The sequence below is a fragment of the Streptomyces sp. NPDC048389 genome (assembly GCF_040706335.1).
Classification (GTDB): Bacteria; Actinomycetota; Actinomycetes; order Streptomycetales; family Streptomycetaceae; genus Streptomyces.
In genome coordinates, this window is the sequence record NZ_JBEZKP010000009.1 from 120,142 (window position 1) to 143,643 (window position 23,502).

Genomic DNA, 23,502 nt, shown 5'->3' on the forward strand with positions numbered 1-23,502 from the left:
CGCAGTCATGGGCGTAGATCCGGCGGACGGGCAGATGTGGCCGACGGCGGCGCTGTGGGACGCGGGCATCCGGCTGGGGCACCGGCTCACGGTGCCACCGCTGCCCCTGCGACCGGCGGCGCCGGGGATGAGGCTGGCCGGTCCGCTGCGCCGGATCCGCCACACCGAGGGTGTCGCCTCGGTCCTCGAGGGCCTGGACGGGGCGCGCAAGGGGGACGTGCTGTTCATCGACAACGAGGGGCGCACGGACGAGGCGTGCGTGGGCGATCTCGTCGCGATCGAAGCGCGGCTGGCCGGCATGGCGGGCCTGGTGGTGTGGGGGTGCCACCGGGACACCGACGAGCTGGCCGTCATCAGGCTGCCGGTGTTCAGCCTGGGGCCGTGCCCGTCGTCGCCCACCCTGCGTCCGGACGGCGACGGCGCCGCGGAGCAGGCTTTCCCGGTCGAGACGGGTGACGTCGCGGTGGGCGACTCGGACGGCCTGGTCATCGTCCCCGCCGGGATCCACTCGGAGGTCGTGGATGTCGCCCGGGCCATTGTGGTGGCCGAGCAGCGCCAGGCCGAGAAGGCGCTGCGCGGAGTGAGTCTGCGCGAGCAGCTGGCCTGGGCGGAGTTCCAGGACCATCGGCGGGAGGACCCGTCGTACACCTTCCGCATGCACATGGCCCGGGTGGGCGGGGCCCTGGAGTAGGAGCCGGAAGCGGTTCAGGCAGGAGTACGCCAACGCAGCAACAGGCCCCGACGCCCCCGCGAACGGCGGACGGCGGACGGCGGACGGCGATGCCCTCGCGGTACGAGCCGGAAACGACTCAGGCGGGAGTACGCCAACGCAGCAGCAGTCCGCGACGCCCCCGCGGACGGTGGACGACGATGTCCTCCCGGCGGGTGGTGTCCCCGGGGGTGCAGCGGCAGGTCATGGGAGCCTCCTTGCGGCGCCGGTGTGCGTACGGGCGAACTCCATCTGGCGGCGGAAGACGGTGACGCGTTCCTCCACGGCCGTCAGGCTGTGGCCCGCGTCCACGGCGTGGAATTCGACCGGCAGGCCGCGGGCCTCGAGACGCCGGGCGTAGGCGCGGGCCTGGTCGATGGGGCAGCGCGCGTCGTTGACGCCGGCGCAGATGAAGACCGGCGCCCGGACGGCATCCGCGTAGGTGGCGGGCGAGGCGACGCGGTAAGCCTCGGGGACTTCCTCCGGTGTGCCGCCGAAGAGACTGCGGTCGAGCGCCTTGATGTCGTCCATGGCCTGGCGATGGGCGGCGGCGCAGTCGGCGACCGGAGCACCGGCCAGGCCGACGGTCCAGTCGTCCGGCCGGGTGCCGAGCCCGAGCAGGGTCAGATAGCCGCCCCAGGACCAGCCGGCCAGTACGAGACGGTCCGGGTCGACGATCCGGTGGTCGACGGCCCACTGCCGTACGGCGGTGACATCCTCGAGTTCGGTGTGGCCGACACGGCGCCGCAGAGCTTCTGTCCAGGCCCGCCCGTAGCCGGTGGAGCCGCGGTAGTTGACGCGTACGACGGCGAACCCCTCGTCCGTCCAGGCCGCGGTCTCGGGGTCGAAGGAGTCCCGGTCGTGTTCGTCGGGCCCGCCGTGGAGCAGGAACACCGCGGGGTGCGGTCCGGCACCGGTCCGGGGCAGGCTCACCAGGGCGTGGACGCGTCCGCCGGGGCCGTCGACCCAGATGTCGCGGACGAGCGCGGTCTGCGGCGGACGATCGGTGGCGGGGAACCGCGGGTCGTCGTCGAGGGCCAGGAAGACGGGCGGCTGCGCGGAGTTCGACCACTGGAACCACACATCGCCGCCGGGCCGGGTGCGGGCGTGCTCGATCGTGCCGTCGGGGATCTTCAACCGGGTCAGCTCGCGGGCGGCCAGGTCGTAGCCGAACGCCTCCGAGCGTGCCTGGTAATCGTGGACGACCAGCAGAGAGGAGGCGTCCTGCGACCATTCGACGGAGGTCTCGCCGGGCAGCCCGAGGTCCAGGCCGACGCGCTCACCGGTGCGTGGCTCGTAGAGGGCGGGCTCCCAGCGGTCCTCGCGCGGCTGAAGGACCAGCAGCCGGTTGTCCCCGGGCACCGGGGAGAAGCCGACGGCCTCGCCCTCGATGTCGGCGACGGCACGGCCGTCCGTGGTCAGGACGCGCACGCCCGGATCCCACAGGTCGCCGCGCTCGCTGTGCGCGATGACGGCGAGAGTGAGGTCGCGTGACAGGTCGACGGCGTACGCGGGCTCCTCGTGCCGGTAGAGGCGGCGGGAACCGCCGCCGGGCAGCACGAGGGAGACATCGGTACCGTGCTCGGTGCTGTGGCCGAGCAGGTTGTGTCCGCGCAGGCCAAGGGCGAGCCCCGCGGGCCAGTACGGGTCCAGACCGGGTACGGCGGGCTCGTCGGGCCCCCCGCCGAACGGCTGCCGCATCCACCGGCCGCGTTCGTCGCCGTCGGTGTCGGCGAACCACCACACGGCCTCACCGGACGCCTCGATGGCGCAGTGCTGGACGCCGGAGGGCCGATCGGTGGCCTGCCGCAGCGTGCCGGCCGTGCGGTCCCAGCAGTAGACCTGGGCATTGCCGGAGCGGTCGCTGACGAACACGCAGCGCTCCGGGGAGCTTTTGGCCCAGGCGGGGAGCGTGTGGCGCGGGGCTCGGAAACGCTGTTCCCACAGCGGTGTGTCCAGGGCGCTCATGTCAGTGGCAACCGCAACCGGCCGCGGTGACACGGTTCATCCGGCGTCGCGGGGCAGAACCGGCGGCGGTGGTACCCGCTCCCGCCAGGGGGGCGGTGCCGTCGAGGGCGGTGAGGGAGCTGGTCGCGCAGTCGAGGACGATCTGGAACTCGTTGAGCGGCAGCGAGCCGAACACCAGGTGAACGGAGGCCGCGGCCCTGCCCGTACCGACGGCGTTGGACTCGGAGTTGAAGGGCAGCTGCGGTGCGGCCGGGTTGATGCCGAACTCGACCCCGGTGACCGCGCGGTGGCCCGGGTCCGTGGTGAAGAGCTGCGTCAGGGCGGCCGCCGCGGTCGCGGACCCTGTCTCCGTCGCCTTCATGTCGGTCACCGCACCGTCCTCGACGGTGAGCACGAGCGGGTAGTGCGAGAGCCCGGAGAGCTTCTCGAACAGCTCCCGGGAGGAGGCCGTGCCGGGCGTGCGCGTGCGTACGACGGACCAGCCCTTGACGGCGATCTGCCCGGTGACGGTGGTGCCGGGGTTCGTGAGGTCCAGCCTCAGCAGGCCGGTGGGCGCGCTCTGCACGGCGCCCGGCCGGAAGGTACCGGTGTCGGTCCGGGACCACTCCGGGGCGGCGAAGGTCATCTTGGCCACGGACTCGGTCAGCGCCTCTTCGAGGACCAGGCCGCCGGCCGCACCCACGGCGGCGGCGAGCGCGGCGCCGGTCCGGCCGAGGGCGTCGGGGTCGGTCTTCTCAAGTGATGCCAGAAGGCTGCCCAGTTGATCGAGGGCGAGGGGGCCGGTACCCGCGCGGAGAACGGCGACGGTACGGCGCGGGCCCACCTCAAGGCCGGGGGCGGTCAGCAGTCGGTCGTCCTGGGCCACGACCAGGACGTCGCTGTCCTCGGGGATGCCGGAGCGCAGTACGTCGGTCAGGGACTGGTCCGCTCCGGCCGTGACCGTGTCCCATGCTTCGTAGCGGCTCGGTGGCTCGATCCGGAAGGAGTCCGAGAAGCGCTGTTCCAGGACGAGTATGAATCGGTTCCGGCCCACCGGGTACTGGCGACAGGCATCAGGACGGACGATAATCACTGTGACACTCCCAGATCGTTTGTGCCGGTGTGTCAGCGAGGCGGGCCGAGCTATCACCTCGGCCCGCCTCGCTTACGGCACACCCGGCGCGATGCTTCTCGAGCCTTTCGCGCGTGGCTGCCTGCTACCCGGCTCAGCCCAGCAGCGTGCCCAGGTAGTTGCTGTTCTTGCGAACCTTGATGGTCTTCTTCATGGCGAACACCCCCCAACTGTTGCTCGATCCGACAGGCGGGCGGGCGGGCCCGCAGATGCGGCCCGAGGCCCGGCTCAGCCCAGCAGCGTGCCCAGGTAGTTGCTGTTCTTGCGAACCTTGATGGTCTTCTTCACGGCGAACACCCCCCAACTGTTGCTCGATCCGACAGGCGGGCGGGCCTTCACAAACGGCCCGGCCGGCCTCAGCCCAGCAGGGTGCCGAGGTAGTTGCTGTTCTTGCGAACCTTGATGGTCTTCTTCATGGCTGCCACCTCCTTTCCGTGATGGATTTCGCGCTCGCGCGATTCGTTCATGGCCGGTCAGGCAACAGCGGCCATGCGAACGCTGGGAGCGCCGCCTTTGTCGCCCAGGACCACGTCACCGCTTTCGGTGTACACGGTGGTGTCGGGCGAGATGATGTCGAGGTGGTACTGGGTGAAGGGAGTCAGGCCCAGTCCCCAGTGGAGGCAGCCGCGTTCGCCGCCGTACACCTCGTTCATGGCATGGTTGCCCGGCAGGATGTCCAGGCTGGTGTTGAGTGCATGTCCGATCTCCCAGACCAGCGTGTAGCGCGAGTCGATTTCGAACATTGCCTCGAAGACCTTGGCGACCTCGGCGCCTTCCTTTCGGAAGGGGCGCAGCGAGGTGATCGTCCCCTTGGTGACGTCGCAGACCACCGCTTCGTGTTCCAGGCCGGCGAGCTTGCCGGCGAGGCGGGCCTGGTCCTTGCGGATGAACGACGGCGTGCCGCTGTGCAGGATGGGGAACCCGCGGAACGCGATGCTTCCCTCGAGCGGAAGGTGCAGCTTCTCGTCGAATTCGACGATCTGCATCGGCAGCACGCTGATCTCGCCGGAGGGGACGATCTGCTGCTCCCCCCACTCGAGCGGTCCGGCCTGCTGGTTCCAGATCAGACCGTCCGCGAGGTGGTCGAGTTCGGCGCGCGTGCCGTGACGCTCGTCGACGTAGATCAGGCGGTCGGTGGACTCGGCGAGCTCGAAGAAGCGGTCGCTGAACTCTCCCTGCTCCTTCGCGGAAGTATTTTCGATGACGCCGATGAAATGCCGGATGATTTCGAGATCGGCGGGCGTCGAGTTGCAGGCCATCCCCATCAGCTTGCGATTCTGACCGAGAGCCTCTTCCGAGGGTGACTCAAAGAACCGGTACGGCGAGATGACCAAGGAGTGCGACCGCTGAGGAATCGTTCCTTCAGCGAGCATTGCCTCGAAGTCGTCACCCTTACCGATGAAGATCGTCCGGTATTCCGCGTACGGAGCTTCCTTGACGATCTCGAGCTCGCTCTCGAGCTCGCGGTTCGTGATCAGACAGAAGACACTGCCTTCCGCCGGCCCGAACTGACTGTACCGAGCCGGATTAATCTTGATCGCCGCCATAACCAGCTTGTCCTCTCATCGGTCATTATCCGCTCGACCCAGGCCATAGCCAACATCAACCGACTTGAGGCGCGCAACGCGGCCTGGAAGTACGGCTGAAATTGGAGTGAGGTTTAAGCTTCGACAAGCTGGAACCGGAAGCATGAAATCCGTAAGCACACCGCTACCATCACGCGATTTCACTTGAGCAAGAGTTGTCAAGTACGCATCTTTTACCTACACGAAACGACCGGTAGGCCGAACTTTTCAGCCATGATCCCGACCGTCACATCACCGCATACCGGAGATCCAGCCCACATCGACCGCGCGCTCCGGCGGCAGACCGCGTGCCCGGCGGCGGTGCACCCGGGCCGCGAGGGGAAACCGCGGCGGAGAACCCCGACGCGAAGCCGCGGTCCGGAACCCTGACGCGAAGCCCCGACGCGAAGCCGCGGTCCGGAACCCTGACGCGGAGCCGCGGTCCGGAGCCGCGACACGGATCTAAGCGGGCCGGCCCTTCGGCCTGCGCAGCCCCGCGGCCGTCAGCCGGCGCACCAGTTCCTTGGAGCCGATCTCCACCGCGCCCGCCGCGACCGCGTCCGCGTACCGGTGGGAGGGGACGTCGTAGTGGTCCCGCTCGAAGGCGCGCGGCGGACACCCGATCCGCGCGGCGAAACGGTGGAGCTCCTCGAACGACACGTCACTGACCAGGTGCGACCATATCCGCCCATGGCCCGGCCAGGTCGGCGGATCGATGTAGACCGTCACCGCAGCCCGCCTATGGGGGCCACCACCACGCCTGCCTTGGCGCACACCCAGTGCGGGTCGGGACCGAGCTCCGGTTCGACCTCGAGGGCGTGCGGGTCGCCCGCGTCGCAGACCGGGCAGAGCGGCCAGCGGCCGTGCCGCTCCAGCAGGGCGTCCTGAACGTCCTGGGCGACGAGACCGGCGACGTACGGCGCGCCCTCCGGCCACTGCTCGACCCACCAGCGGCGGTGCGTGACCGCGTCCTCGACCATGGAGACGACCGTCGCCTCCGCGACGTCGCGGGCGGCCAGGTCGGCGAGGACCAGGGCGCGGGCCGTGTGCAGCGCCTGCTCCAGTGGGTTCGAGTCGTCCATGAGCCCATTGTCTCCGGGTCTTGACGGCAGCCGAAACGCGAAAATACCTTTCAAGGGTGACCAATCCAGTGAAGGAAACTTTCACGGGCGACGCTCCCGCTCCTGCCGCCCTCGCGGCCAAGGTGCGCACACTCGCGCCGTCCATGACCCGCTCCATGCAGCGGGTCGCCGAAGCCGTCGCCGACGACCCGGCCGGCTGCGCGGCCCTCACGGTCACCGGCCTCGCGGAGCTCACCGGCACCAGCGAGGCCACCGTGGTCCGTACGGCCCGTCTGCTCGGTTACCCCGGCTACCGCGACCTGCGCCTGGCGCTCGCGGGGCTCGCCGCGCACCAGGAGTCCGGGCGGGCCCCCGCCATCACCACCGACATCGCCGTCGACGACCCCATCGCGGACGTCGTCGCCAAGCTCGCCTACGACGAGCAGCAGACCCTCGCCGACACCGCCGCCGGTCTGGACACCGTCCAGCTCGCGGCGGCCGTGACCGCCGCGTCGACGGCCCGCCGCATCGACATCTACGGCGTCGGCGCGTCGTCCCTCGTCGGCATGGACCTCGCGCAGAAGCTGCTCCGCATCGGCCTGATCGCCCACGCGCACGCGGACCCGCACCTCGCGGTCACCAACGCGGTGCAGCTGCGCTCGGGCGACGTGGCCATCGCGATCACGCACTCCGGCTCCACCGGGGACGTGATCGAGCCGCTGCGGGCCGCCTTCGACCGCGGCGCGACGACGATCGCGATCACCGGCCGCCCGGACGGGCCGGTCTCGCAGTACGCCGACCACGTCCTGACCACCTCGACCGCCCGCGAAAGCGAGCTGCGACCGGCCGCGATGTCCTCGCGGACGAGCCAACTCCTCGTCGTCGACTGCCTGTTCATAGGCGTGGCCCAGCGTACGTACGAGTCGGCGGCCCCTGCCCTCGCCGCCTCCTACGAGGCCCTCGCCCACCGCCACAGCCCGCGCACCCGTTGACGCTCACGCCGACGCCGACGCCGACCGAGAAAGCCGAGCCGCTCCTCATGACCTCCCCGTACGGTGAACTCCGCGCCCAGCTGGCCACTTTGACCACCGAGGCGTTCCGGCCCGAGCTCGCCGACATCGACCGGCTGCCGACGCTCGAGATCGCGCGCACCATGAACGGCGAGGACGCGTCCGTCCCGGCGGCCATCGCCGCGCGACTGCCCGTCATCGCCGACGCGATCGACGCCACGGCCGAACGCATGGCCCGCGGCGGCCGGCTGATCTACGCGGGGGCCGGCACGGCGGGCCGGCTCGGCGTGCTGGACGCCAGCGAGTGCCCGCCCACCTTCAACACCGACCCGTCGGAGGTCCTGGGCCTCATCGCGGGCGGCCCGACCGCGATGGTCACGGCCGTGGAGGGCGCGGAGGACAGCAAGGAACTGGCCGCCGCGGACCTGGACGGCCTGAAGCTCACCGCGGACGACACGGTGGTCGGGATCTCGGCGTCCGGCCGCACGCCGTACGCGGTCGGCGCGGTGGAACACGCCCGTGGCCTGGGCGCGCTCACCATCGGTCTGTCCTGCAACGCGGACAGCGCGCTCGCCGCCGCCGCGGACCACGGGATCGAGGTCGTCACCGGGCCCGAATTCCTCACCGGTTCGACCAGGCTGAAGGCGGGCACGGCGCAGAAGCTGGTGCTCAACATGATTTCGACGATCACGATGATCCGGCTCGGCAAGACCTACGGAAACCTGATGGTCGACGTCCGCGCCTCGAACGACAAGCTCCACGCGCGCTCCCGGCGGATCGTGGCACTGGCGACGGGCGCGTCGGACAAGGAGATCGAGTCGGCCCTGGAGGCGACGGACGGCGAGGTGAAGAACGCGATCCTGGTGATCCTCGGCGCGGTGGACGCCCCGACGGCGTCCACCCTCCTGTCCCGAGCCAAGGGCAACCTCCGCGCAGCGCTCCAGGACGCGGAGGACACCCCCGGCCCCACCGACTCCGCCCCCGGGGATCGAACCGGCCCCACCGACGCGTGAGGCGCGGCAAGCCGGGACACTTCCAGCCCCACCGACGTTCGAGGCGCGGAGGTCCGGGGGCGCAGCCCCCGAAACGGGGTCCGGGGGCGCAGCCCCGGTTTCGGGAAGGGGCGGGTAGGGGAACAGCCCGCCGCAGGCGCCCCCGCCCGCACAACGCCTCACCCCGCCCGCACCCCACACGGGCCCCGCAGGCGCCACCCGCCCGCACCCGCACGACCCCCGCGCCGCGCGCAACGCCCCGCCCACCCCTACGCCCTCACCCCACCCGCTCCCTCACCGTCACCCGCCCCTTGCGAATCGTCGCCACCCTCCGCGCCCGCCCCGCCAGCGCCGAATCGTGCGTCACCATCACGAACGTGAAGGCGTGCTCGTCCCACAGCCCTTCCAGCACCTCCATGATCTCGTCGCGCATCGACTCGTCGAGATTGCCCGTGGGTTCGTCCGCCAACAGCACCGCCGGTCGTTTCACCAGTGCGCGCGCGATCGCCACCCGTTGCTGCTGTCCGCCGGACAGCTCGCCGGGCAGGTGCCGCAGTCGTTCCCCGAGGCCCACGGAGGTCAGCGCCTCCCCCGCCCGTTCCCTCCGCTCTGCCGTCTTGAGGCCGAGCGGTACGAGCGCGGTCTCGACGTTCTCCTGGGCCGTGAGCGTGGGGATCAGATTGAAGCTCTGGAAGACGAAGCCGATCTTCTCGGCCCGCACCCGTGTCAGCCTCGCCTCGGGCAGGGTCGCGAGGTCCGTCCCGTCCAGGATCACGCTGCCCTCGCTCGGCCGGTCGAGGCCGCCGAGCATCTGGAGCAGCGTGGACTTGCCGCCGCCCGTCGGGCCCTGGATGACGAGCCGGCCGCCGTCCTCGATCGTCAGGTCGACGCCGTCGAGGGCGTTCACGCTGTCCTTGCCCCGCCGGTAGCGCTTGGTGACACCATTGAGCTGATACATCAGCAACTCCTCTTGCACATAAGGGAAACGAAGGTCACTCGACGCGCCGCAGCGCGTCCGCAGGCCGCAGCCGGGCCGCACGCCAGCCGCCGAAGGCGCCCGCGACCAGACCACCCGCGACGGCGAGCGCGACGGCGAGGCCGATCGTGGCGAGCGAGACGGGCGCGGTGAGCGCGATGTCGAGGGCGCGGGAGGACGACTCCCCTGCGGACCCGCCACCGCCGCCGGGTCCGGCCACCCGGAGGCCGCCCCCGCCCGGCCCGCCACCGGCCGCGCCGAGCTGTGCCGTGAGCGTGGGACTGAACGTGGTGATCAGCCACGCTCCCGCGACGCCGAGGGCGATGCCGAGCGCGCCGCCGACCAGGCCGTTGACGAGCGCCTCTCCGGCGACCTGCCGGGTCACCCGGCCGCTGCGCCAGCCCAGCGCCTTGAGCGTGCCGAATTCGCGTACCCGCCGGCTCACCGCCGACGACGTCAGCAGCCCGGCGACGAGGAAGGCCGCGGCGAGGACGAGGACGGACAGCCACGTGCCGACGCCGGACGCCAGGTCGGACGCGGTGGACAGCGAGCCGGAGACGGTCTCCGCGAGGTCGGCGGAGGTGGTCACCGTCGTACCGGAGATGTTCTGCTGGATGGTGTCCTTGACGCTGTCGATCTTCTGCGAGTCGGTCGCCCGGACATGGACGGTGGTCACCTTGTCCTTGGCGTCGGCGAGGCGCTGCGCCTGGGCGAGCGGGAGATACACGTTGGCCGCGGCGTCGCCGCTGTCGGCGGTCGCGATGCCGATGATCGCGTAGTCGGTCCCCGAGATGGTCAGCCTGTCGCCGACGGCGAGGCCCTTCTCCTTGGCGTACGCGCTGTCGACGACGGCGACCTCGGCATCGGTCTCGTTCGCTTCGAAGGTCCGCCCGGAGGTGATCTCCGAGGAGGTCAGGGGGCCGAGTTCCTGGTGGGCGACGTCCGTTCCGTACGCGGTGTACGAGTCGACGTCGAAGTCGGCCCCACCGCCCCGTACGGCGCCACCGCCACCGCCCCCGGTGCCCCCGCCGGTCCCGCCCTGCCCCGGATCAGCGGGTTGTACGGGCTGCGCCTGGACCGCGCCGCGCTTGAACTCCCCGTCGACCTTGACGACGTTGACGCTCAGTCCGCCGACCGCGTCGGCGACGCCGTCCTGTTCGCCGACCTGGTCGACGGTCTCGGCGTCGAGGGTCTGGAAGCCCTGGACCATGACGATGTCGTTGCTCTGGGCGGCGTCGTCGCCCTCGTCCTGGGCGTCGAACCGGAAGCGGGGCCGCCGCACGGTCTCGCCCTCGCCGGGTGGTTCGGCGGCCTTGGTGACGGTCATGTCGGTGCCGAGCCCGTACAGCGACTGGAGGACCTTGTCCTGGGCGCGGTTCATCCCGGACGACACGGAGGTGACGACGATGACCAGGGCGATTCCGAGGGCGAGCCCCGAGGCGACGACGAGCGCCGCTTTCCTGCGGCGGCGCAGCTCGCGCCGGAGGTAGGTGAAGAACATGGCGCGAAACGTATGGACGCGGTGTGATGAGGAGTTGAGCCCACGATGAGAGCCGCATGAGTTCGCAGGTGCCGGCTCCTCCAGGATCACCAAACTCTTTTTGCAAAAATCCTTTGGCAAACCACCCCGCTCCTTCTACGCTCCCCTCATGGCCGACCAGAAGCTCCCCGACGGACCCGACCGACCCCGCGGATACAGCCGCCGCGACCTCGACCCCGGCCGGGACGCCGCCGCCCTCAAGGCGCTGACGCATCCCCTGCGCATCCGCATGCTGGGCATGCTCCGCATGGACGGCCCGGCGACCGCGAGCGAACTGGCGGTCAGGACGGGCGAGTCGTCCGCGTCGACCAGCTACCACCTGCGCGTGCTGGCGAAGTACGACTTCATCGCGGAGGCCGAGCACCGCGACGGTCGGGAGCGGCGCTGGAGGGCGGTGCACGAGGTCACCAGCTGGAACAACGCCGCGATGGCCGGCTCCGACGCGGCGCAGGCGTTCGTCGACGTGGCCCGCCGCGCCCAGCTCGACCATCTGGAGCGCTCCCTGGCCCGGCACCAGGAGGACCTCGCGGCCGGCCGCCTCGGCGACGACTGGCGCGAGCCGTCCGGCATCACCGACCTGGTGGCGCGGCTGACGCCCGAGGCGCTCACGGAGCTGTTCGACACCTTCTCCCGCACCGTGACCGAGCTGGCCGCCCGCGACGAGGGCGATCCGCGCGCCGAGCAGGTCGTACTCTTCGCCGCCGGCCTCGCCGTCCGCGCGGAGAACCGCTCGTGAACCAGACACTGGACCCGCGTACCGCGCGGCGCCGCTTCGTCGCCGTCATGTTCCTCTTCTGGCTGCCGGTCGGCCTCTACATACCGTCCCAAGTGCTGCTGCTGACCGAGCGCGGCATGAGCCTGGCCGTCGTCGCGGGGCTGTTCGCCGTCCACTCGATCACCGTGTCCGTCATGGAGCTGCCGACCGGCGGCCTGTCCGATGTCATCGGCCGCCGCGCCGTCCTCGCCGGCGCGGGCCTGCTCAACCTCTCCGCGCTGACCGTGATGGCGCTCGGCACCACCGTCTGGGCCCTGGCCGTCGCCATGTTCCTGATGGGCACGGGCCGCGCGCTCTCCAGCGGCCCGGCGGAGGCGTGGTACGTCGACACGGTCCACGCGCACTTGGGACCCACCGCCGAACTGCGCACCGGTCTCGCCCGCGGCAGCACCGCGGGCGCCGCGGCGCTGGCCGTCGGCACCCTCGTCGGCGGCGCCCTGCCGCTCCTGCTGAGCCTCGGCGCGGACCCCGGTGCCCGGCTGACCGGCGCCACCGGGGGGCTCGTACTGCCGCTGTCGGTCCCGGGCCTGCTCGGCGCGACCGTGGGCATCGGATACGTGGCATACGTGCTGACGGCCCTGCCGGAGCCGCCCCGGCCGCCCGCCACGCTGCGCGGCGTGCTCCGGGGCGTCCCGGCGACGATGCTCGGCGGGCTGCGGCTCGGCGTCACAGAGCCGCTGGTACGCCGGGTGCTGCTGACGTCCGTGGCCGTCGGCGCGGCGCTCGCCTCCATCGAGCTCCTCACCCCCGGACGGGCCGCCCGGCTCACCGGCGCACCGGAGTCCGGTGCCGTGCTCTACGCCTCGCTCGCCTGCGCCGGTTTCCTGTGCACGGCGCTCGGCAGCCACTCGGCGCCCTTGGTCGCCCGGCTGACGGGCAGCGGCGAACGCGCGGTGCTGGCCGCTCTCGGAGTGAGCACGTCCGGGATGGTGCTGCTCGGTGTGACGGCCGCCTGGGACGGCGGCACGGCCGCTCCCGTCCTGGCCGCCGTCGGCTACGGCCTGGCGTATCTCGGCTTCGGCGCCGCCGGCCCGAACGAGAACGACCTGCTGCACCACCGCGTCGACAGCACACTCCGCGCGACCGCCCTGTCGGTGAAGTCCCTGGCGCTCCAACTGTCCGGTGCGCTGGCCGGCCTGGTCGCCGGCTCGCTGCCGATCGGCCCGCTGCCGTGGCTGATGGGCGCCACCACGCTGCTGCTGGGCGCCCTGCTGTGGACGCGCCGGATGAAGACCGCGCCCGAATCGCGCCCCGCCGCCACGGGCTTGCCCGAACGCGTCTGACCTCGGGCACTCGGAGTGCTCGGTCGCGACCGCCATCGCCTCCGACACAAGGTCAGTCATCGGCATGTCGCGCCCGAAATGACGTAAACATGGCTTAGCTTACATATTTGTAAGATTCCACCCATCACTCATCACGTCGACTCTGACGGAAGTGGAGATGTTGTGCGCAAGCTTCGCAATGCTGCCCTGGTAGCTGCAATGCTCGGAAGTTTCAGTATGTTCGGGGCCGGTGTCGCCGCGGCCTCCGACACCACCAGCGACAAGGACAACACGGGCGGCGACAAGACCAACGTGGTCATCTGCGAGCAGCACTCTCGGGTCGGCGACGACACGTTCCAGCTCGGCCTCGTCAACATCGCGACCGGGCCCATCACCCTCCTGGGCAGCGGCCCGGCGACCGCGACCTCGGTTCAGCAGATCTGCAGCGGCGAGGACACGGTGGCCGGCAACAGCTCCACCGCCGAGACGTCATCGGCGCTCGACCTCGTCCTCGATCTCATCTGACGACGCGGGACGCGTACCAGCGCGCACCGGCAAGCGACCAACGGGCGTACCCGTCGAGCTCGGCCGACTCGGGCAGCAGCGGGAACAACTGCTGTAAGCCCGCGCCCTGCGGGCCGTGGCATCCAGTTCGTCGGCTGCCGAGGCCGTAGGAGTGTGCTTTCCGACCGGTCGCACAGGGCGGTCGGTTGCTGTGACGTCAACTGTTCACGCAGGCGCCCGGCTGGGTATCCCAGCCGGGCGTCTTGCGTGAGCGGCTGCAGCGTTCGGCCGCGCAGGCCGCCTCAGCCCCGCAGCGTCACCCCGTACCGCGTCCGCAGGCGGCTGAGCTCCCACCAGGCGATGGCCGTCACCGACGCCGGGCCGCCGACGACCGCGCAGATCTGGACGAACGGCGGGCCCGGCGGCATCCCCGCCGTGGACAGGTTGATGACCGCCAGCTCCCACACCAGGACGCCGGTGAGCAGCGCCGGGAGCCCCGCGTGCACGTCGGCCGTACTGAACGCGGTACGGACGACCGTCGTCGACGCGAAGACGACGAAGAACAGCACCCACAGCACCGGCAGCAGCAGCGCCAGTGTGATCAGCGGACTGAGCGGGCTGTACTGGTATTCCTGGCTGAGCAGCATCACGCCCGCGAAGAGCAGCGGCACAGTGGTGAAGGCGCCGAAGTACCAGAGCACCGAGCGGACGGCGGGCCGCAGGCGCGCCCGCATCCCCGGCCGTGCGGCGGGCGGCGCGAGCCGGAACAGGACGAGCAGCACGAGCGGGGTGGTGAGCAGCAGCAGCCACGGGGTGATGGCCAGCCGGAAGAAGTACTGCTCCTGCACCTCGTCCCAGTCCGCCTCCGTGCCGTAGGCGACCAGGATCAGGAACGACGCGCCCAGCGCGGCCCACGCCCGGGTCTTCTGCACGCGCCACACGTCGGGGTCGTGGTAGCGGCGGATGCTGTGCGCGGGGAACCTCCGCCGCGCCTGCCGCCGTGCGGACCTGGCCAGCGGATAGCCGATCAGCACCGCCAGCGCGGGCCACACGCAGCACATGCCGAGCGCCAGCAGACAGCCCGGCACCCGCCGCAGTTCGCCCAGCAGATCCCGCAGCGGGGGCCACTCGTCCTCCCGGAACCGCTGCCACAGCGTGGGCGGCGGGCCGTACGGGGGATACGGCGGCGGCCCCGGGTACGGGCCGGGATACGGCCCCGGCCCCGGATACGGCCCCGGCTGCGGCGGTACGCCCGGCCGAGGCGGCGGCCCCGGCGGCTGCGGCCGCCCGTCCCGCCGGTACGGATTCTGTCCCCCGAATGTCACGCCCGCGTCCCTCCTGGAGTGGTCGGACGATCATTCCAGGAACCCGAACTCCCGTGCAGCGACGCCCACATGATGTCAGGGCAGCCGCCCCGCCGCGTTCACCTCCCGCACCCGCGCCCGCAGCACCTCGCCCGGCGTCGCGGGCCGCAGATCCCCGGACGGGCAGTCCCACTCCCTGCCTCCGCCCGGCGGCCGCAGTTGTACGCAGGTACCGACCCGTCCCATGACGATCCCCACCCGCCCGTCCCGGACGTCTACGGCGTACCCGCCGTCGCACGGCGTGCTCACTTCTCCAGCCCTTGCAGCACGGCCGCCAGCCGAAGCGCCGTGTCCAGGTTGCAGCGCCCCAGGTCGACCAGCGGATACGGCGCCTCGCTCGCCAGCGACACCACGTCCACCCGCAGCGAGGGCAACGTCACCGACACCGTGTCCAGCCCCGATCTGAGCTGTGCCACCACCTCCTCGGCCGCCCGCAGCCGCTCGGCCGATCGCACCACCGTCATGTTTCCACACCTCCAGTACGCAGTGTTCCGATTCATCACCCAGCGTGTACGGATGCTGACTAGCCTGGGAAGGGACGGCAGCACAACAACGCGACCTGTCGATCAGGGAGTTGCACCATGCCCGGACCCAAGGACCTCGACCCGTCGACTTCACCACGCGCCCTGCTCGGCGCGGAGCTGCGCCACGCCCGCATAAAGGCCGGTCTCACACAGGACGAGCTGGGCGAGCCGCTGTTCGTCAGCGGCTCGTACATCGGCCAGATGGAGGCCGGCACGCGCCGCATCCTCCCCGAGCACGCGGCCCGCCTGGACGAGGTCCTGGGCACGGACGACTTCTTCACCCGCAACTGCGAGGTGTCCAACAAGTCCCGCTACCCGGACCACTTCGCCGAGGCGGCGGAGGCGGAAGCGGCGGCGGAGACCATCAAGGAGTACGCGCCGCTCCTGGTCCCCGGCCTGCTCCAGACGGAGGCGTACGCGCGTGCCGTGTTCCGCGCGTACCACCCGACGGCTCCGGGGGAGGTGATCGACGAGCTGGTGGAGGCGAGGCTCGACCGCGCGCACCTGCTGACCGATCCAACAACGCCGTTGTTGTGGGCGGTCCTCGACGAGGCGGTGCTGCGGCGCGAGACGGGCGGCCCGGCGGTGATGGCCGAGGCGCTGCGCCATGTGGCGGACCTGGCACGCCGACACCGGATCATCGTGCAGGTGCTGCCGTTCGCGGCGGGCGCGCACGCGTCGATGATCGGCGCTCTCAAGCTGATGTCCTTCCCGGACGCGCCACCGCTCGCCTACCTCGAAAGCCCCGGCGCAGGCCAGTTGGAGGACGATCCGGCCACGGTCGCCCGCCACCAGCTGACCTACGATCTGGTCAGGGCCAGCGCACTGTCGCCGGAATCGTCCTTGGCCCTGATCGAGTCAGTGGCGGAGGATTACGCGCATGAAGACGAGCAGCCATGAGTACGACCTGACGACGGCCCTCTGGCACAAGTCCAGCTACAGCGGCGGCGACGGCGGCAACTGCCTGGAGGTCGCCACCTGGCGCAAGTCCACCTACAGCGACGGCAGCGGCGGCAACTGCCTCGAAGTCGCGGACGGCCACCCCGGCGTCGTCCCCGTCCGCGACTCCAAGGACCCCGACGGCCCGCACCTCGCGTTCCCCGCCGCCGCCTGGTCCGCCTTTGTCGCGGACCTCAAGCAGGGCTGAGGCAGGGCCGAGGCAGGGCCGAGGCGGCGGTCCCGGAGCTCAAGTCCCGAGATTCGAGCGCTCTTCACAGTGATGTGGGAGGTGGGTCCTCTGTGAACCCACCCACCCGCCCTGTCGAGTTGACATCACGCGACCGACTTGCCACGCAGCGTCATCACGCTCTAGCGTTCCGATAAACGAACAACCCCCGCCAGGTGCTACCAACACCTGCGGGGGTCTGACCATCAAGATCGAAGAAGGCGATCCCATGGCTGACTGCCAGCTTAGTGCTGCCCCGCACCCCCTCGCCAACCCCGGCTACGGCAAGCGCCCCGCGCCCGACCAACGCCCCCGCACGGACCACGACTTCGACCACCTCCCGAAGCGGGACCGGCCCCTCGCGGCGTACATCGACAGGCTCGCCGAGAACAGCGACATCTCGGTGAAGACGCTGGCCAAGCACACCACCTACGGCCAGTACGCCACCGCCCGCGTGCTGGGCCGCCTCATCGAGGCCGGGCATCTGCGGCGCGGTCTCGAACTGGTGGAGAGCGAGTCGGGATCGCTCCTGTGGGTGACCCGCACCTGGTGGTCCCGCACGGCGCGCGACGACGCGTGGTGGGCGGCGTTCCAGCGTGGTGACGTGCCGGTCGAGAAGCGCCGGCCGACCCGCTCGCGGGCGTACATCCTGCTGGCGGCCCTGGGCCGGGAGCAGCCGGTGATGTCCCTGTCCCACGCCGAGTGCGAGGCGCTGGCGCCGCTGGTGGAGGAGTGGTTCGCGCGGGGCTCCGACGCCCGCCGGATCACGCAGGCGCTGACGGCCGGCCTGCCGTCCCCCGTGCACGCCCCCGCCGCGCTCGCCCGCCGCCGCCTGGTCGACAAGCTCCCGCCGGAGCCGGTCCGCGTGCCGCCGCCGATCCGTGTCCTCGAATGCGGCACGTGCGGGGTGCCGGGGCGGTCCGACGCCCTGGTGGACGGCGCCTGCGCCCGCTGCCGAGGCGCTGCCCCGCCCGCGCCACCGGCTCTCCCCGCCGCCCGCGTCCACGCCCACGCCGCCGAGGCCCGCGCGGCGGCCTCCCGCGCGCTCGAAACGACAAGGACACAGACATGACCGTGCCGCTCACCCGGCCCCGCCACGGGGCACGATGGAGGGGAGGAGGCGACGCCATGACCCGCATCAGCGCCGACAACCCCGAGATCTCCGTCGAGGACTTCGAGGAGTTGGCAGACAACGCCCCTGAGGGCGTCAAGCTCGGGATCGTCGACGGACGGCTGGTGGTCAAGCCCGGCCCGATCTCCGTCGAGGACTTCGAGGAACTGGCGAGGAAGGCCCCGGAGACGGTGCGGCTCGAACTCATCAACGGAAAGCTAGAGGTCAAGCCCGTGCCGGACATGCCTCACGGAGCCATCGTCATGTGGTTGCTGCGGCAGTGCATGCAGCAGCGCCCTGAACTGGCGCTCTATCCGGAACAGGGCCTGACGGTGAAGACGTACCGGGCGGGCCGTGCCAGGGCGGACGGTGCGCTCGCTCCGATCGACCATTTCATCACTCAGCCGGGCGAGTGGGCAGATCCGGACGGCGTCCTCATGACCGTCGAGGTCACCTCGTACGACTGCGACACCGGCCGCCGCGACCGCGTCGACAAGCGCGACGGCTACGCAGCGGCCGGTATCCCCGTCTACCTTCTCATCGACCGCGACTCCGACACCCTCGTCGTCCACAGCGAGCCGGAGGAGGGCATCTACCGGCTGGTGAGGACCTACTTCTACGGCGACACCGTCGACCTCCCCTCCCCCGTCCACATCACCCTCGAAACGGAGAAGCTCAAGGACTACTCCCAGGCGTAGACTCGGCCGCATGAGCCGACGACGACATTGATCCACCGCATCCGGTCCAGGAACGGGCTGTCGCGGGCCGCCGCGCGGGTGAGCACCCGGCGTCCCCCGTCCGTTCCACCCGAGGACCACACGCATGCTCACGTCTTTGTCGCGCCCGCACGCCTCCCCGCTCGACCCCCGCGTCCGCAGCCTGGAGCGAAAGCTCTACGCCTACGCGGGACTTGAGGACTTCGTCCTCCTCTACCCCCTCTACGCCCTGCTCTTCGCCGAGCACGGTCTGACCACCGCCGAGATCTCCTCCCTGTTCGCCATCTGGTGCGTCGTCGGCCTGCTGGTCGAGGTGCCGTCCGGCGTATGGGCGGACACCGTCTCGCGCAAGGCCCTGATGGCGATCGGCCCGGTGCTGACCGCCTGCGGCTTCGCGCTCTGGGCCCTGACCCCTTCCTACGCCGCCTACGCCGCCGGGTTCACGCTCTGGGCGATCGGCGGCTCGCTGCGCTCCGGCTCCATGGAGGCCCTCGTCCACGACGAGTTGGACCGCCTCGGCGCGGCCGAGCGGTACGGGCGGGTCATGGGCCGGGCGGCGGCCGTCAGCATGGCCGCGACCGCCACGGCGACCGCCGCCGCCGCGCCCGCGCTCGCCTTCGGCGGCGACACACTGATCTGGGGCGGCAGCATCGCCGCGTGCCTGCTGTGCGCGGCGGTCGGCGCGACGCTCCCCGAGCACCGCGCCGCCGTCCACCACCGGGCGAAGGCCGAACGACCGGGCTACGCCGCGACCTTGCGGGACGGCCTCGCCGAGGTACGCGGCAGCCGGCCCGTCCGCCGGGCCATGGTCCTCGCCGTCGTGATCACGTCGATCTGGGGCGTACTGGACGAGTACGTGCCGCTGCTGGCCGCGTCGACGGGCGTCGCGACCGAGACCGTACCGCTGCTGGTGCTGGTGGTGTGGGTGGGCGTGACGCTCGGCTCGCTGCTGGTGGGGCCGGGCGAACGGCTCACGGACCGGACGGTGGGCGCACTGGTCGCGGTGGCCGCCGCCGCGCTCGCGGCGGGCGCCCTCTCGGGCTCTCCGGCCGGTTTCGTGCTGCTCGGCCTCGCGTTCGGCGTCTTCCAGCTCGCGGACGTACTGGCCGACGTACGTCTCCAGTCGGCGATCACCGGCCGCAGCCGGGCCACCGTCACCTCCCTCGCCGGCCAGGGCACCAACATCGCCTCCCTGCTGGCGTACGGCGCCTACGCGGCACTGTCCCCGCACGCGTCGCACGGCGCGGTGTTCGCCCTGCTGGCCCTCCCCTACCTGCTGGTGGCCGCCGCGCTCGGCCGGTCGAGGGCAGCGACGGCCTCGGCGCCCGCGAGGCAGGAGGCCGGGTGAGCGGCCCGCCGAGGACGCCGCCCCTCGATCCATGAATGCGCGGCGAAGCGCGGCGCCGACCGAGGGCGGCACCCCGGGGATGGGGTGCCGCCCTCGGTCCTGCGGACAGGTCCGATCCGGGAGGGATCAGAGGTCCGTGTCAGCGCGCCCGCCGTGCGCCGTGGTGGGCTGCTGTGCCCTGTCGGCGTCCGCACCGGCCGGCTCCCAGCACTCCACGCCCTTCAGGCCGGGGATGCGGTCCCGGGTGAAGACGGGGTCCAGTCCGGCGCGGCGCTGGGCCGTGTAGTCGTCCATCAGCCGGAAGGCGATCACCGACAGCGGCAGGATCGCGATCAGGTTGACCAGGACCATCGCGCCCATCGTGATGTCGGCGAGGCTCCACACGACGCTGACAGAGCCCATCGCGCCGAGCACGGCGCAGGCGAGGACGACGGCCCGGTAGCCGGTCATCGCGGACGCGCTGCCGGTGATGAAGCGGATGTTGGACTCGCCGTAGTAGTAGTTACCGATCATGGAACTGAAGGCGACCATGAAGACGACCAGCGTCAGGATGTGCCCGGCCCAGTCGCCGAGGGCCACGCTGAGCGCGGACTGCGTGACGTCCGCGCCGCCGCGCTCGCCCAGGGTCGGGTTGGCGCTGAGGATGATGAACGCGGTCATGCTGCAGACGACCAGGGTGTCGAAGTAGACGCCGAGGGTCTGCACCAGGCCCTGCTTGACCGGGTGCGTGGTCTCCGCGGAAGCGGCGGCGTTGGGGGCGGAGCCCATGCCGGCCTCGTTGGAGAACATGCCGCGCCGCACGCCCTGGAGGATCGCCGTGCCGACCGCGCCGCCCGCGACCTCGCGGAAGCCGAACGCGCCGCCGACGATGTCGGCGATCATGCCGGGGATGGCGGTGATGTTGAAGAGGACGACCACGAGGCCGAGCAGCAGGTAGACGCCCGCCATCACCGGGATCAGCACCTTGGTGACGGCGGTGAGGCGCTTCACGCCGAAGAACACGGCGAGCGCGAGCAGCACGGCCAGCACGATGCCGAGCACCGGGGCGAACCAGCCGGAGTCCGTGCCGCCCATGGAGCCCTCGACGGCCACGGTGATGGTGTTGGACTGCACGGCGGTGAGGACGAACCCGAAGGTCAGGGTGATGAGCACGGCGAACAGCACACCGAGCCAGCGCTTGCCGAGCGCGCGCTCCATGTAGTACGCCGGTCCGCCGCGGTAGGTGCCGGGCTCCTTGCCGCGTGACTTGTACAGCTGGGCGAGGGTGGACTCGACGAACGCGGAGGCGCCGCCGACGAGGGCCATCATCCACATCCAGAAGACCGCGCCGGGCCCGCCCATGGTGATCGCGGTGGCCACACCGGCGATGTTGCCGGTGCCGATGCGGGCGGCGGCGGAGATGGTGAACGCCCCGAAGGGGGAGACGCCGTCCGCCGGCTTGTCCTTGAAGACCCGGAACATGTCCGGGACCATCCGGAGCTGGACCGCCCTGGAGCGGAAGGTGAACCAGAGGCCGGCCACGGCCACCAGCGGGATCAGCAGGTAGGTCCAGAAGACATCGTTGATGTCGACGATCCAGGTATTGAGCGTGCTCATGATGTGGTGCGTCCCGGGTCTTTGTGAGTCGGGGCTCGGCTCGGGCGGCGATGCGTACGGATCACGTACGGCTGAATGCCCGCGGCCGCGGAAGGAGTTCTCCCGTTCAAAGCTCTGGAGAGCTAACCAGGGCCTCGCCCCGCTGAAAAGACATTCCGGTCGTGCCGCATCTCACACTCTGTACCGGTTTCTCCCGCGACATGCACGCTGAGCGGCAACGCCCGAGGGCGGCACCCCTTTGTGGGGTGCCGCCCTCGGTCAAGGACGGTTGATCGACCGGTGGCCGATCAGAAGTCCATGTCACCGCCCGGCATGCCGCCCGGAGCGGCCGCGCCGGCCTTCTCGGGCTTGTCGGCGATGACGGCCTCGGTGGTGAGGAACAGCGCCGCGATGGAGGCCGCGTTCTGCAGAGCGGAACGGGTGACCTTCGCGGGGTCGATGATGCCCTCGGCGATCATGTCGACGTACTCACCGGTCGCGGCGTTCAGGCCGTGGCCGACGGGCAGGTTGCGCACCTTCTCGACGATGACGCCACCCTCGAGACCACCGTTGACGGCGATCTGCTTGAGCGGGGCCTCCAGCGCGAGCTTCACGGCGTTGGCGCCGGTCGCCTCGTCACCCTGGAGCTCGAGCTTCTCGAAGACCGAGGAAGCCTGGAGCAGCGCCACGCCACCACCGGCGACGATGCCCTCCTCGACGGCCGCCTTGGCGTTGCGGACGGCGTCCTCGATGCGGTGCTTGCGCTCCTTGAGCTCGACCTCGGTCGCGGCACCGGCCTTGATGACGGCCACGCCGCCGGCCAGCTTCGCCAGGCGCTCCTGGAGCTTCTCGCGGTCGTAGTCCGAGTCGCTGTTCTCGATCTCGGTACGGATCTGGTTGACGCGGCCCTGGACCTGGTCGCTGTCACCGGCACCGTCGACGATCGTGGTCTCGTCCTTGGTGATGACGACCTTGCGGGCGCGGCCCAGCAGGTCCAGGCCGGCGTTCTCGAGCTTGAGGCCGACCTCCTCGGAGATGACCGTGCCGCCCGTGAGGATGGCGATGTCGTTCAGCATGGCCTTGCGGCGGTCGCCGAAGCCCGGGGCCTTGACCGCGACGGACTTGAAGGTGCCGCGGATCTTGTTGACGACCAGGGTCGACAGGGCCTCGCCCTCGACGTCCTCGGCGATGATCAGCAGCGGCTTGCCCGACTGCATGACCTTCTCCAGCAGCGGAAGGAGGTCCTTCACGTTGCCGACCTTGGAGTTGACGATCAGGATGTACGGGTCGTCCAGGGACGCCTCCATACGCTCCATGTCGGTGGCGAAGTACGCCGAGATGTAGCCCTTGTCGAAGCGCATACCCTCGGTGAGCTCGAGCTCCAGACCGAAGGTCTGGGACTCCTCGACGGTGATGACGCCTTCCTTGCCGACCTTGTCCATGGCCTCGGCGATGAGCTCGCCGATCTGGACGTCGGCGGCGGAGATGGAGGCGGTGGAGGCGATCTGCTCCTTGGTCTCCACGTCCTTGGCCTGCTCGAGCAGGGCGCCCGAGACGGCCTCGACGGCACGCTCGATGCCGCGCTTCAGGGCCATCGGGTTGGCGCCGGCGGCCACGTTGCGCAGGCCCTCACGGACGAGCGCCTGGGCGAGGACGGTCGCGGTGGTCGTACCGTCACCGGCGACGTCGTCCGTCTTCTTGGCGACTTCCTTGACCAGCTCGGCGCCGATCTTCTCGAAAGGGTCCTCGAGCTCGATCTCCTTGGCGATGGAAACACCATCGTTGGTGATCGTGGGGGCGCCCCACTTCTTCTCGAGGACGACGTTGCGACCCTTGGGGCCAAGGGTGACCTTGACGGCGTCGGCGAGCTGGTTCATCCCGCGCTCGAGACCGCGCCGTGCCTCCTCGTCGAACGCGATGATCTTGGCCATGTGAAGTGGTCCTCCCGGACTGGGGTGGATTGCTTCGGATCGCATCCGGTGCCCGCGACGGACGGCCTGCTCGCCTTGTGGTTCCTTGCCCCACCCGGCTCGCGGACCTCACCGACCCGATCCAAGTTCTGTCACTCTCACTAGGAGAGTGCTAACGCCAATGATTAGCACTCGACCCCCGAGAGTGCAAGCGCCTTCGTGGATCGCGAGGGGGCGTGCGCGCGTCCGCGGAGGCGGGCACGTGCGCCTGCGGACAGGTCGGCGCGGGCGTGTCAGGGCACGCGTGAGGGGCTCG

23 protein-coding genes are annotated in these 23,502 nt (G+C 70.9%); 11 read left to right on the top strand and 12 right to left on the bottom strand.

Going from position 1 to position 23,502, the window contains the following annotated elements; translation table 11 throughout:
• Positions 1–7 precede the first annotated feature (7 nt).
• Positions 8–691 (top strand): RraA family protein, encoded by a 684-nt coding sequence (locus AB0903_RS09785; RefSeq protein WP_366700797.1) that lies wholly within the window; start codon positions 8–10, stop codon positions 689–691.
• A gap of 222 nt (positions 692–913) precedes the next feature.
• Here AB0903_RS09785 and AB0903_RS09790 read toward each other — a convergent pair whose 3' ends face one another.
• The 5 genes from AB0903_RS09790 to AB0903_RS09810 form a co-directional block, all read right to left on the bottom strand.
• The gene (locus tag AB0903_RS09790) at positions 914–2,677 is read right to left on the bottom strand and encodes a prolyl oligopeptidase family serine peptidase (RefSeq protein WP_366700799.1); all 1,764 of its coding nucleotides are present in this window, start codon (positions 2,675–2,677) and stop codon (positions 914–916) included.
• A gap of 1 nt (position 2,678) precedes the next feature.
• Positions 2,679–3,710: a hypothetical protein gene (locus tag AB0903_RS09795; RefSeq protein ID WP_366700801.1), complete on the bottom strand. Its 1,032-nt coding sequence runs from the start codon at positions 3,708–3,710 to the stop codon at positions 2,679–2,681.
• A 551-nt stretch (positions 3,711–4,261) separates the two neighbouring features.
• Positions 4,262–5,335 (bottom strand): hypothetical protein, encoded by a 1,074-nt coding sequence (locus AB0903_RS09800; protein ID WP_366700803.1) that lies wholly within the window; start codon positions 5,333–5,335, stop codon positions 4,262–4,264.
• A 480-nt stretch (positions 5,336–5,815) separates the two neighbouring features.
• The gene (locus AB0903_RS09805; RefSeq protein WP_366700805.1) at positions 5,816–6,082 is read right to left on the bottom strand and encodes a DUF4031 domain-containing protein; all 267 of its coding nucleotides are present in this window, start codon (positions 6,080–6,082) and stop codon (positions 5,816–5,818) included.
• The gene (locus AB0903_RS09810) at positions 6,079–6,435 is read right to left on the bottom strand and encodes a hypothetical protein (RefSeq protein WP_366700807.1); all 357 of its coding nucleotides are present in this window, start codon (positions 6,433–6,435) and stop codon (positions 6,079–6,081) included. Before AB0903_RS09810 ends, AB0903_RS09805 begins: the two co-directional genes overlap by 4 nt.
• A gap of 56 nt (positions 6,436–6,491) precedes the next feature.
• Between AB0903_RS09810 and AB0903_RS09815 the strand changes: the two genes are divergently transcribed.
• Complete coding sequence (locus AB0903_RS09815; protein ID WP_366700809.1) at positions 6,492–7,406, top strand: MurR/RpiR family transcriptional regulator; 915 nt, start codon at positions 6,492–6,494, stop codon at positions 7,404–7,406.
• Between the two features lie 47 nt (positions 7,407–7,453).
• Complete coding sequence (gene murQ / locus AB0903_RS09820; RefSeq protein ID WP_366700811.1) at positions 7,454–8,437, top strand: N-acetylmuramic acid 6-phosphate etherase; 984 nt, start codon at positions 7,454–7,456, stop codon at positions 8,435–8,437.
• A 256-nt stretch (positions 8,438–8,693) separates the two neighbouring features.
• Here murQ and AB0903_RS09825 read toward each other — a convergent pair whose 3' ends face one another.
• Together AB0903_RS09825 and AB0903_RS09830 are read right to left on the bottom strand one after the other, a co-directional pair.
• On the bottom strand, positions 8,694–9,374 hold the full coding sequence (locus AB0903_RS09825) for an ABC transporter ATP-binding protein (protein WP_366700813.1): 681 nt from the start codon (positions 9,372–9,374) through the stop codon (positions 8,694–8,696).
• A gap of 34 nt (positions 9,375–9,408) precedes the next feature.
• Complete coding sequence (locus tag AB0903_RS09830; RefSeq protein WP_366700815.1) at positions 9,409–10,893, bottom strand: ABC transporter permease; 1,485 nt, start codon at positions 10,891–10,893, stop codon at positions 9,409–9,411.
• 148 nt (positions 10,894–11,041) lie between these two features.
• Between AB0903_RS09830 and AB0903_RS09835 the strand changes: the two genes are divergently transcribed.
• The 3 genes from AB0903_RS09835 to AB0903_RS09845 all read left to right on the top strand — a co-directional run bounded on the left by AB0903_RS09835 (position 11,042) and on the right by AB0903_RS09845 (position 13,494).
• Positions 11,042–11,668 carry a helix-turn-helix domain-containing protein gene (locus tag AB0903_RS09835; protein ID WP_366700817.1) on the top strand — a complete coding sequence of 209 codons (627 nt, stop codon included), beginning with the start codon at positions 11,042–11,044 and terminating at the stop codon, positions 11,666–11,668.
• A 47-nt stretch (positions 11,669–11,715) separates the two neighbouring features.
• On the top strand, positions 11,716–12,990 hold the full coding sequence (locus AB0903_RS09840; protein ID WP_366700903.1) for an MFS transporter: 1,275 nt from the start codon (positions 11,716–11,718) through the stop codon (positions 12,988–12,990).
• A 216-nt stretch (positions 12,991–13,206) separates the two neighbouring features.
• Positions 13,207–13,494 (top strand): hypothetical protein, encoded by a 288-nt coding sequence (locus tag AB0903_RS09845; RefSeq protein WP_366700819.1) that lies wholly within the window; start codon positions 13,207–13,209, stop codon positions 13,492–13,494.
• A 281-nt stretch (positions 13,495–13,775) separates the two neighbouring features.
• Here the strand turns inward: AB0903_RS09845 and AB0903_RS09850 are convergent, their stop codons facing one another.
• From AB0903_RS09850 to AB0903_RS09860, 3 genes are all read right to left on the bottom strand, one after another.
• Positions 13,776–14,798 (bottom strand): hypothetical protein, encoded by a 1,023-nt coding sequence (locus AB0903_RS09850; protein WP_366700821.1) that lies wholly within the window; start codon positions 14,796–14,798, stop codon positions 13,776–13,778.
• Between the two features lie 75 nt (positions 14,799–14,873).
• On the bottom strand, positions 14,874–15,086 hold the full coding sequence (locus AB0903_RS09855) for a hypothetical protein (RefSeq protein ID WP_366700911.1): 213 nt from the start codon (positions 15,084–15,086) through the stop codon (positions 14,874–14,876).
• Entirely contained in the window at positions 15,083–15,301 is a 219-nt protein-coding gene (locus AB0903_RS09860; RefSeq protein WP_366700823.1) for a hypothetical protein, read from the bottom strand. Before AB0903_RS09860 ends, AB0903_RS09855 begins: the two co-directional genes overlap by 4 nt.
• A gap of 117 nt (positions 15,302–15,418) precedes the next feature.
• Here AB0903_RS09860 and AB0903_RS09865 point away from each other — a divergent pair, with 117 nt between their 5' ends.
• The 5 genes from AB0903_RS09865 (at position 15,419) to AB0903_RS09885 (ending at position 19,701) form a co-directional block, all read left to right on the top strand.
• Positions 15,419–16,261, top strand: coding sequence for a helix-turn-helix transcriptional regulator (locus tag AB0903_RS09865; RefSeq protein ID WP_366700825.1), 843 nt, complete (start codon positions 15,419–15,421; stop codon positions 16,259–16,261).
• Positions 16,242–16,508 carry a DUF397 domain-containing protein gene (locus AB0903_RS09870; protein ID WP_366700827.1) on the top strand — a complete coding sequence of 89 codons (267 nt, stop codon included), beginning with the start codon at positions 16,242–16,244 and terminating at the stop codon, positions 16,506–16,508. Before AB0903_RS09865 ends, AB0903_RS09870 begins: the two co-directional genes overlap by 20 nt.
• 247 nt (positions 16,509–16,755) lie before the next feature.
• Positions 16,756–17,598 (top strand): hypothetical protein, encoded by an 843-nt coding sequence (locus tag AB0903_RS09875; RefSeq protein WP_366700828.1) that lies wholly within the window; start codon positions 16,756–16,758, stop codon positions 17,596–17,598.
• Between the two features lie 56 nt (positions 17,599–17,654).
• Positions 17,655–18,335 (top strand): Uma2 family endonuclease, encoded by a 681-nt coding sequence (locus tag AB0903_RS09880; protein WP_366700829.1) that lies wholly within the window; start codon positions 17,655–17,657, stop codon positions 18,333–18,335.
• A 124-nt stretch (positions 18,336–18,459) separates the two neighbouring features.
• Positions 18,460–19,701 carry an MFS transporter gene (locus AB0903_RS09885; protein WP_366700831.1) on the top strand — a complete coding sequence of 414 codons (1,242 nt, stop codon included), beginning with the start codon at positions 18,460–18,462 and terminating at the stop codon, positions 19,699–19,701.
• Between the two features lie 126 nt (positions 19,702–19,827).
• Here the strand turns inward: AB0903_RS09885 and AB0903_RS09890 are convergent, their stop codons facing one another.
• Positions 19,828–21,297: an alanine/glycine:cation symporter family protein gene (locus AB0903_RS09890; protein WP_366700833.1), complete on the bottom strand. Its 1,470-nt coding sequence runs from the start codon at positions 21,295–21,297 to the stop codon at positions 19,828–19,830.
• A 287-nt stretch (positions 21,298–21,584) separates the two neighbouring features.
• Entirely contained in the window at positions 21,585–23,207 is a 1,623-nt protein-coding gene (gene groL / locus AB0903_RS09895) for a chaperonin GroEL (protein ID WP_366700835.1), read from the bottom strand.
• Positions 23,208–23,502 lie beyond the last annotated feature (295 nt).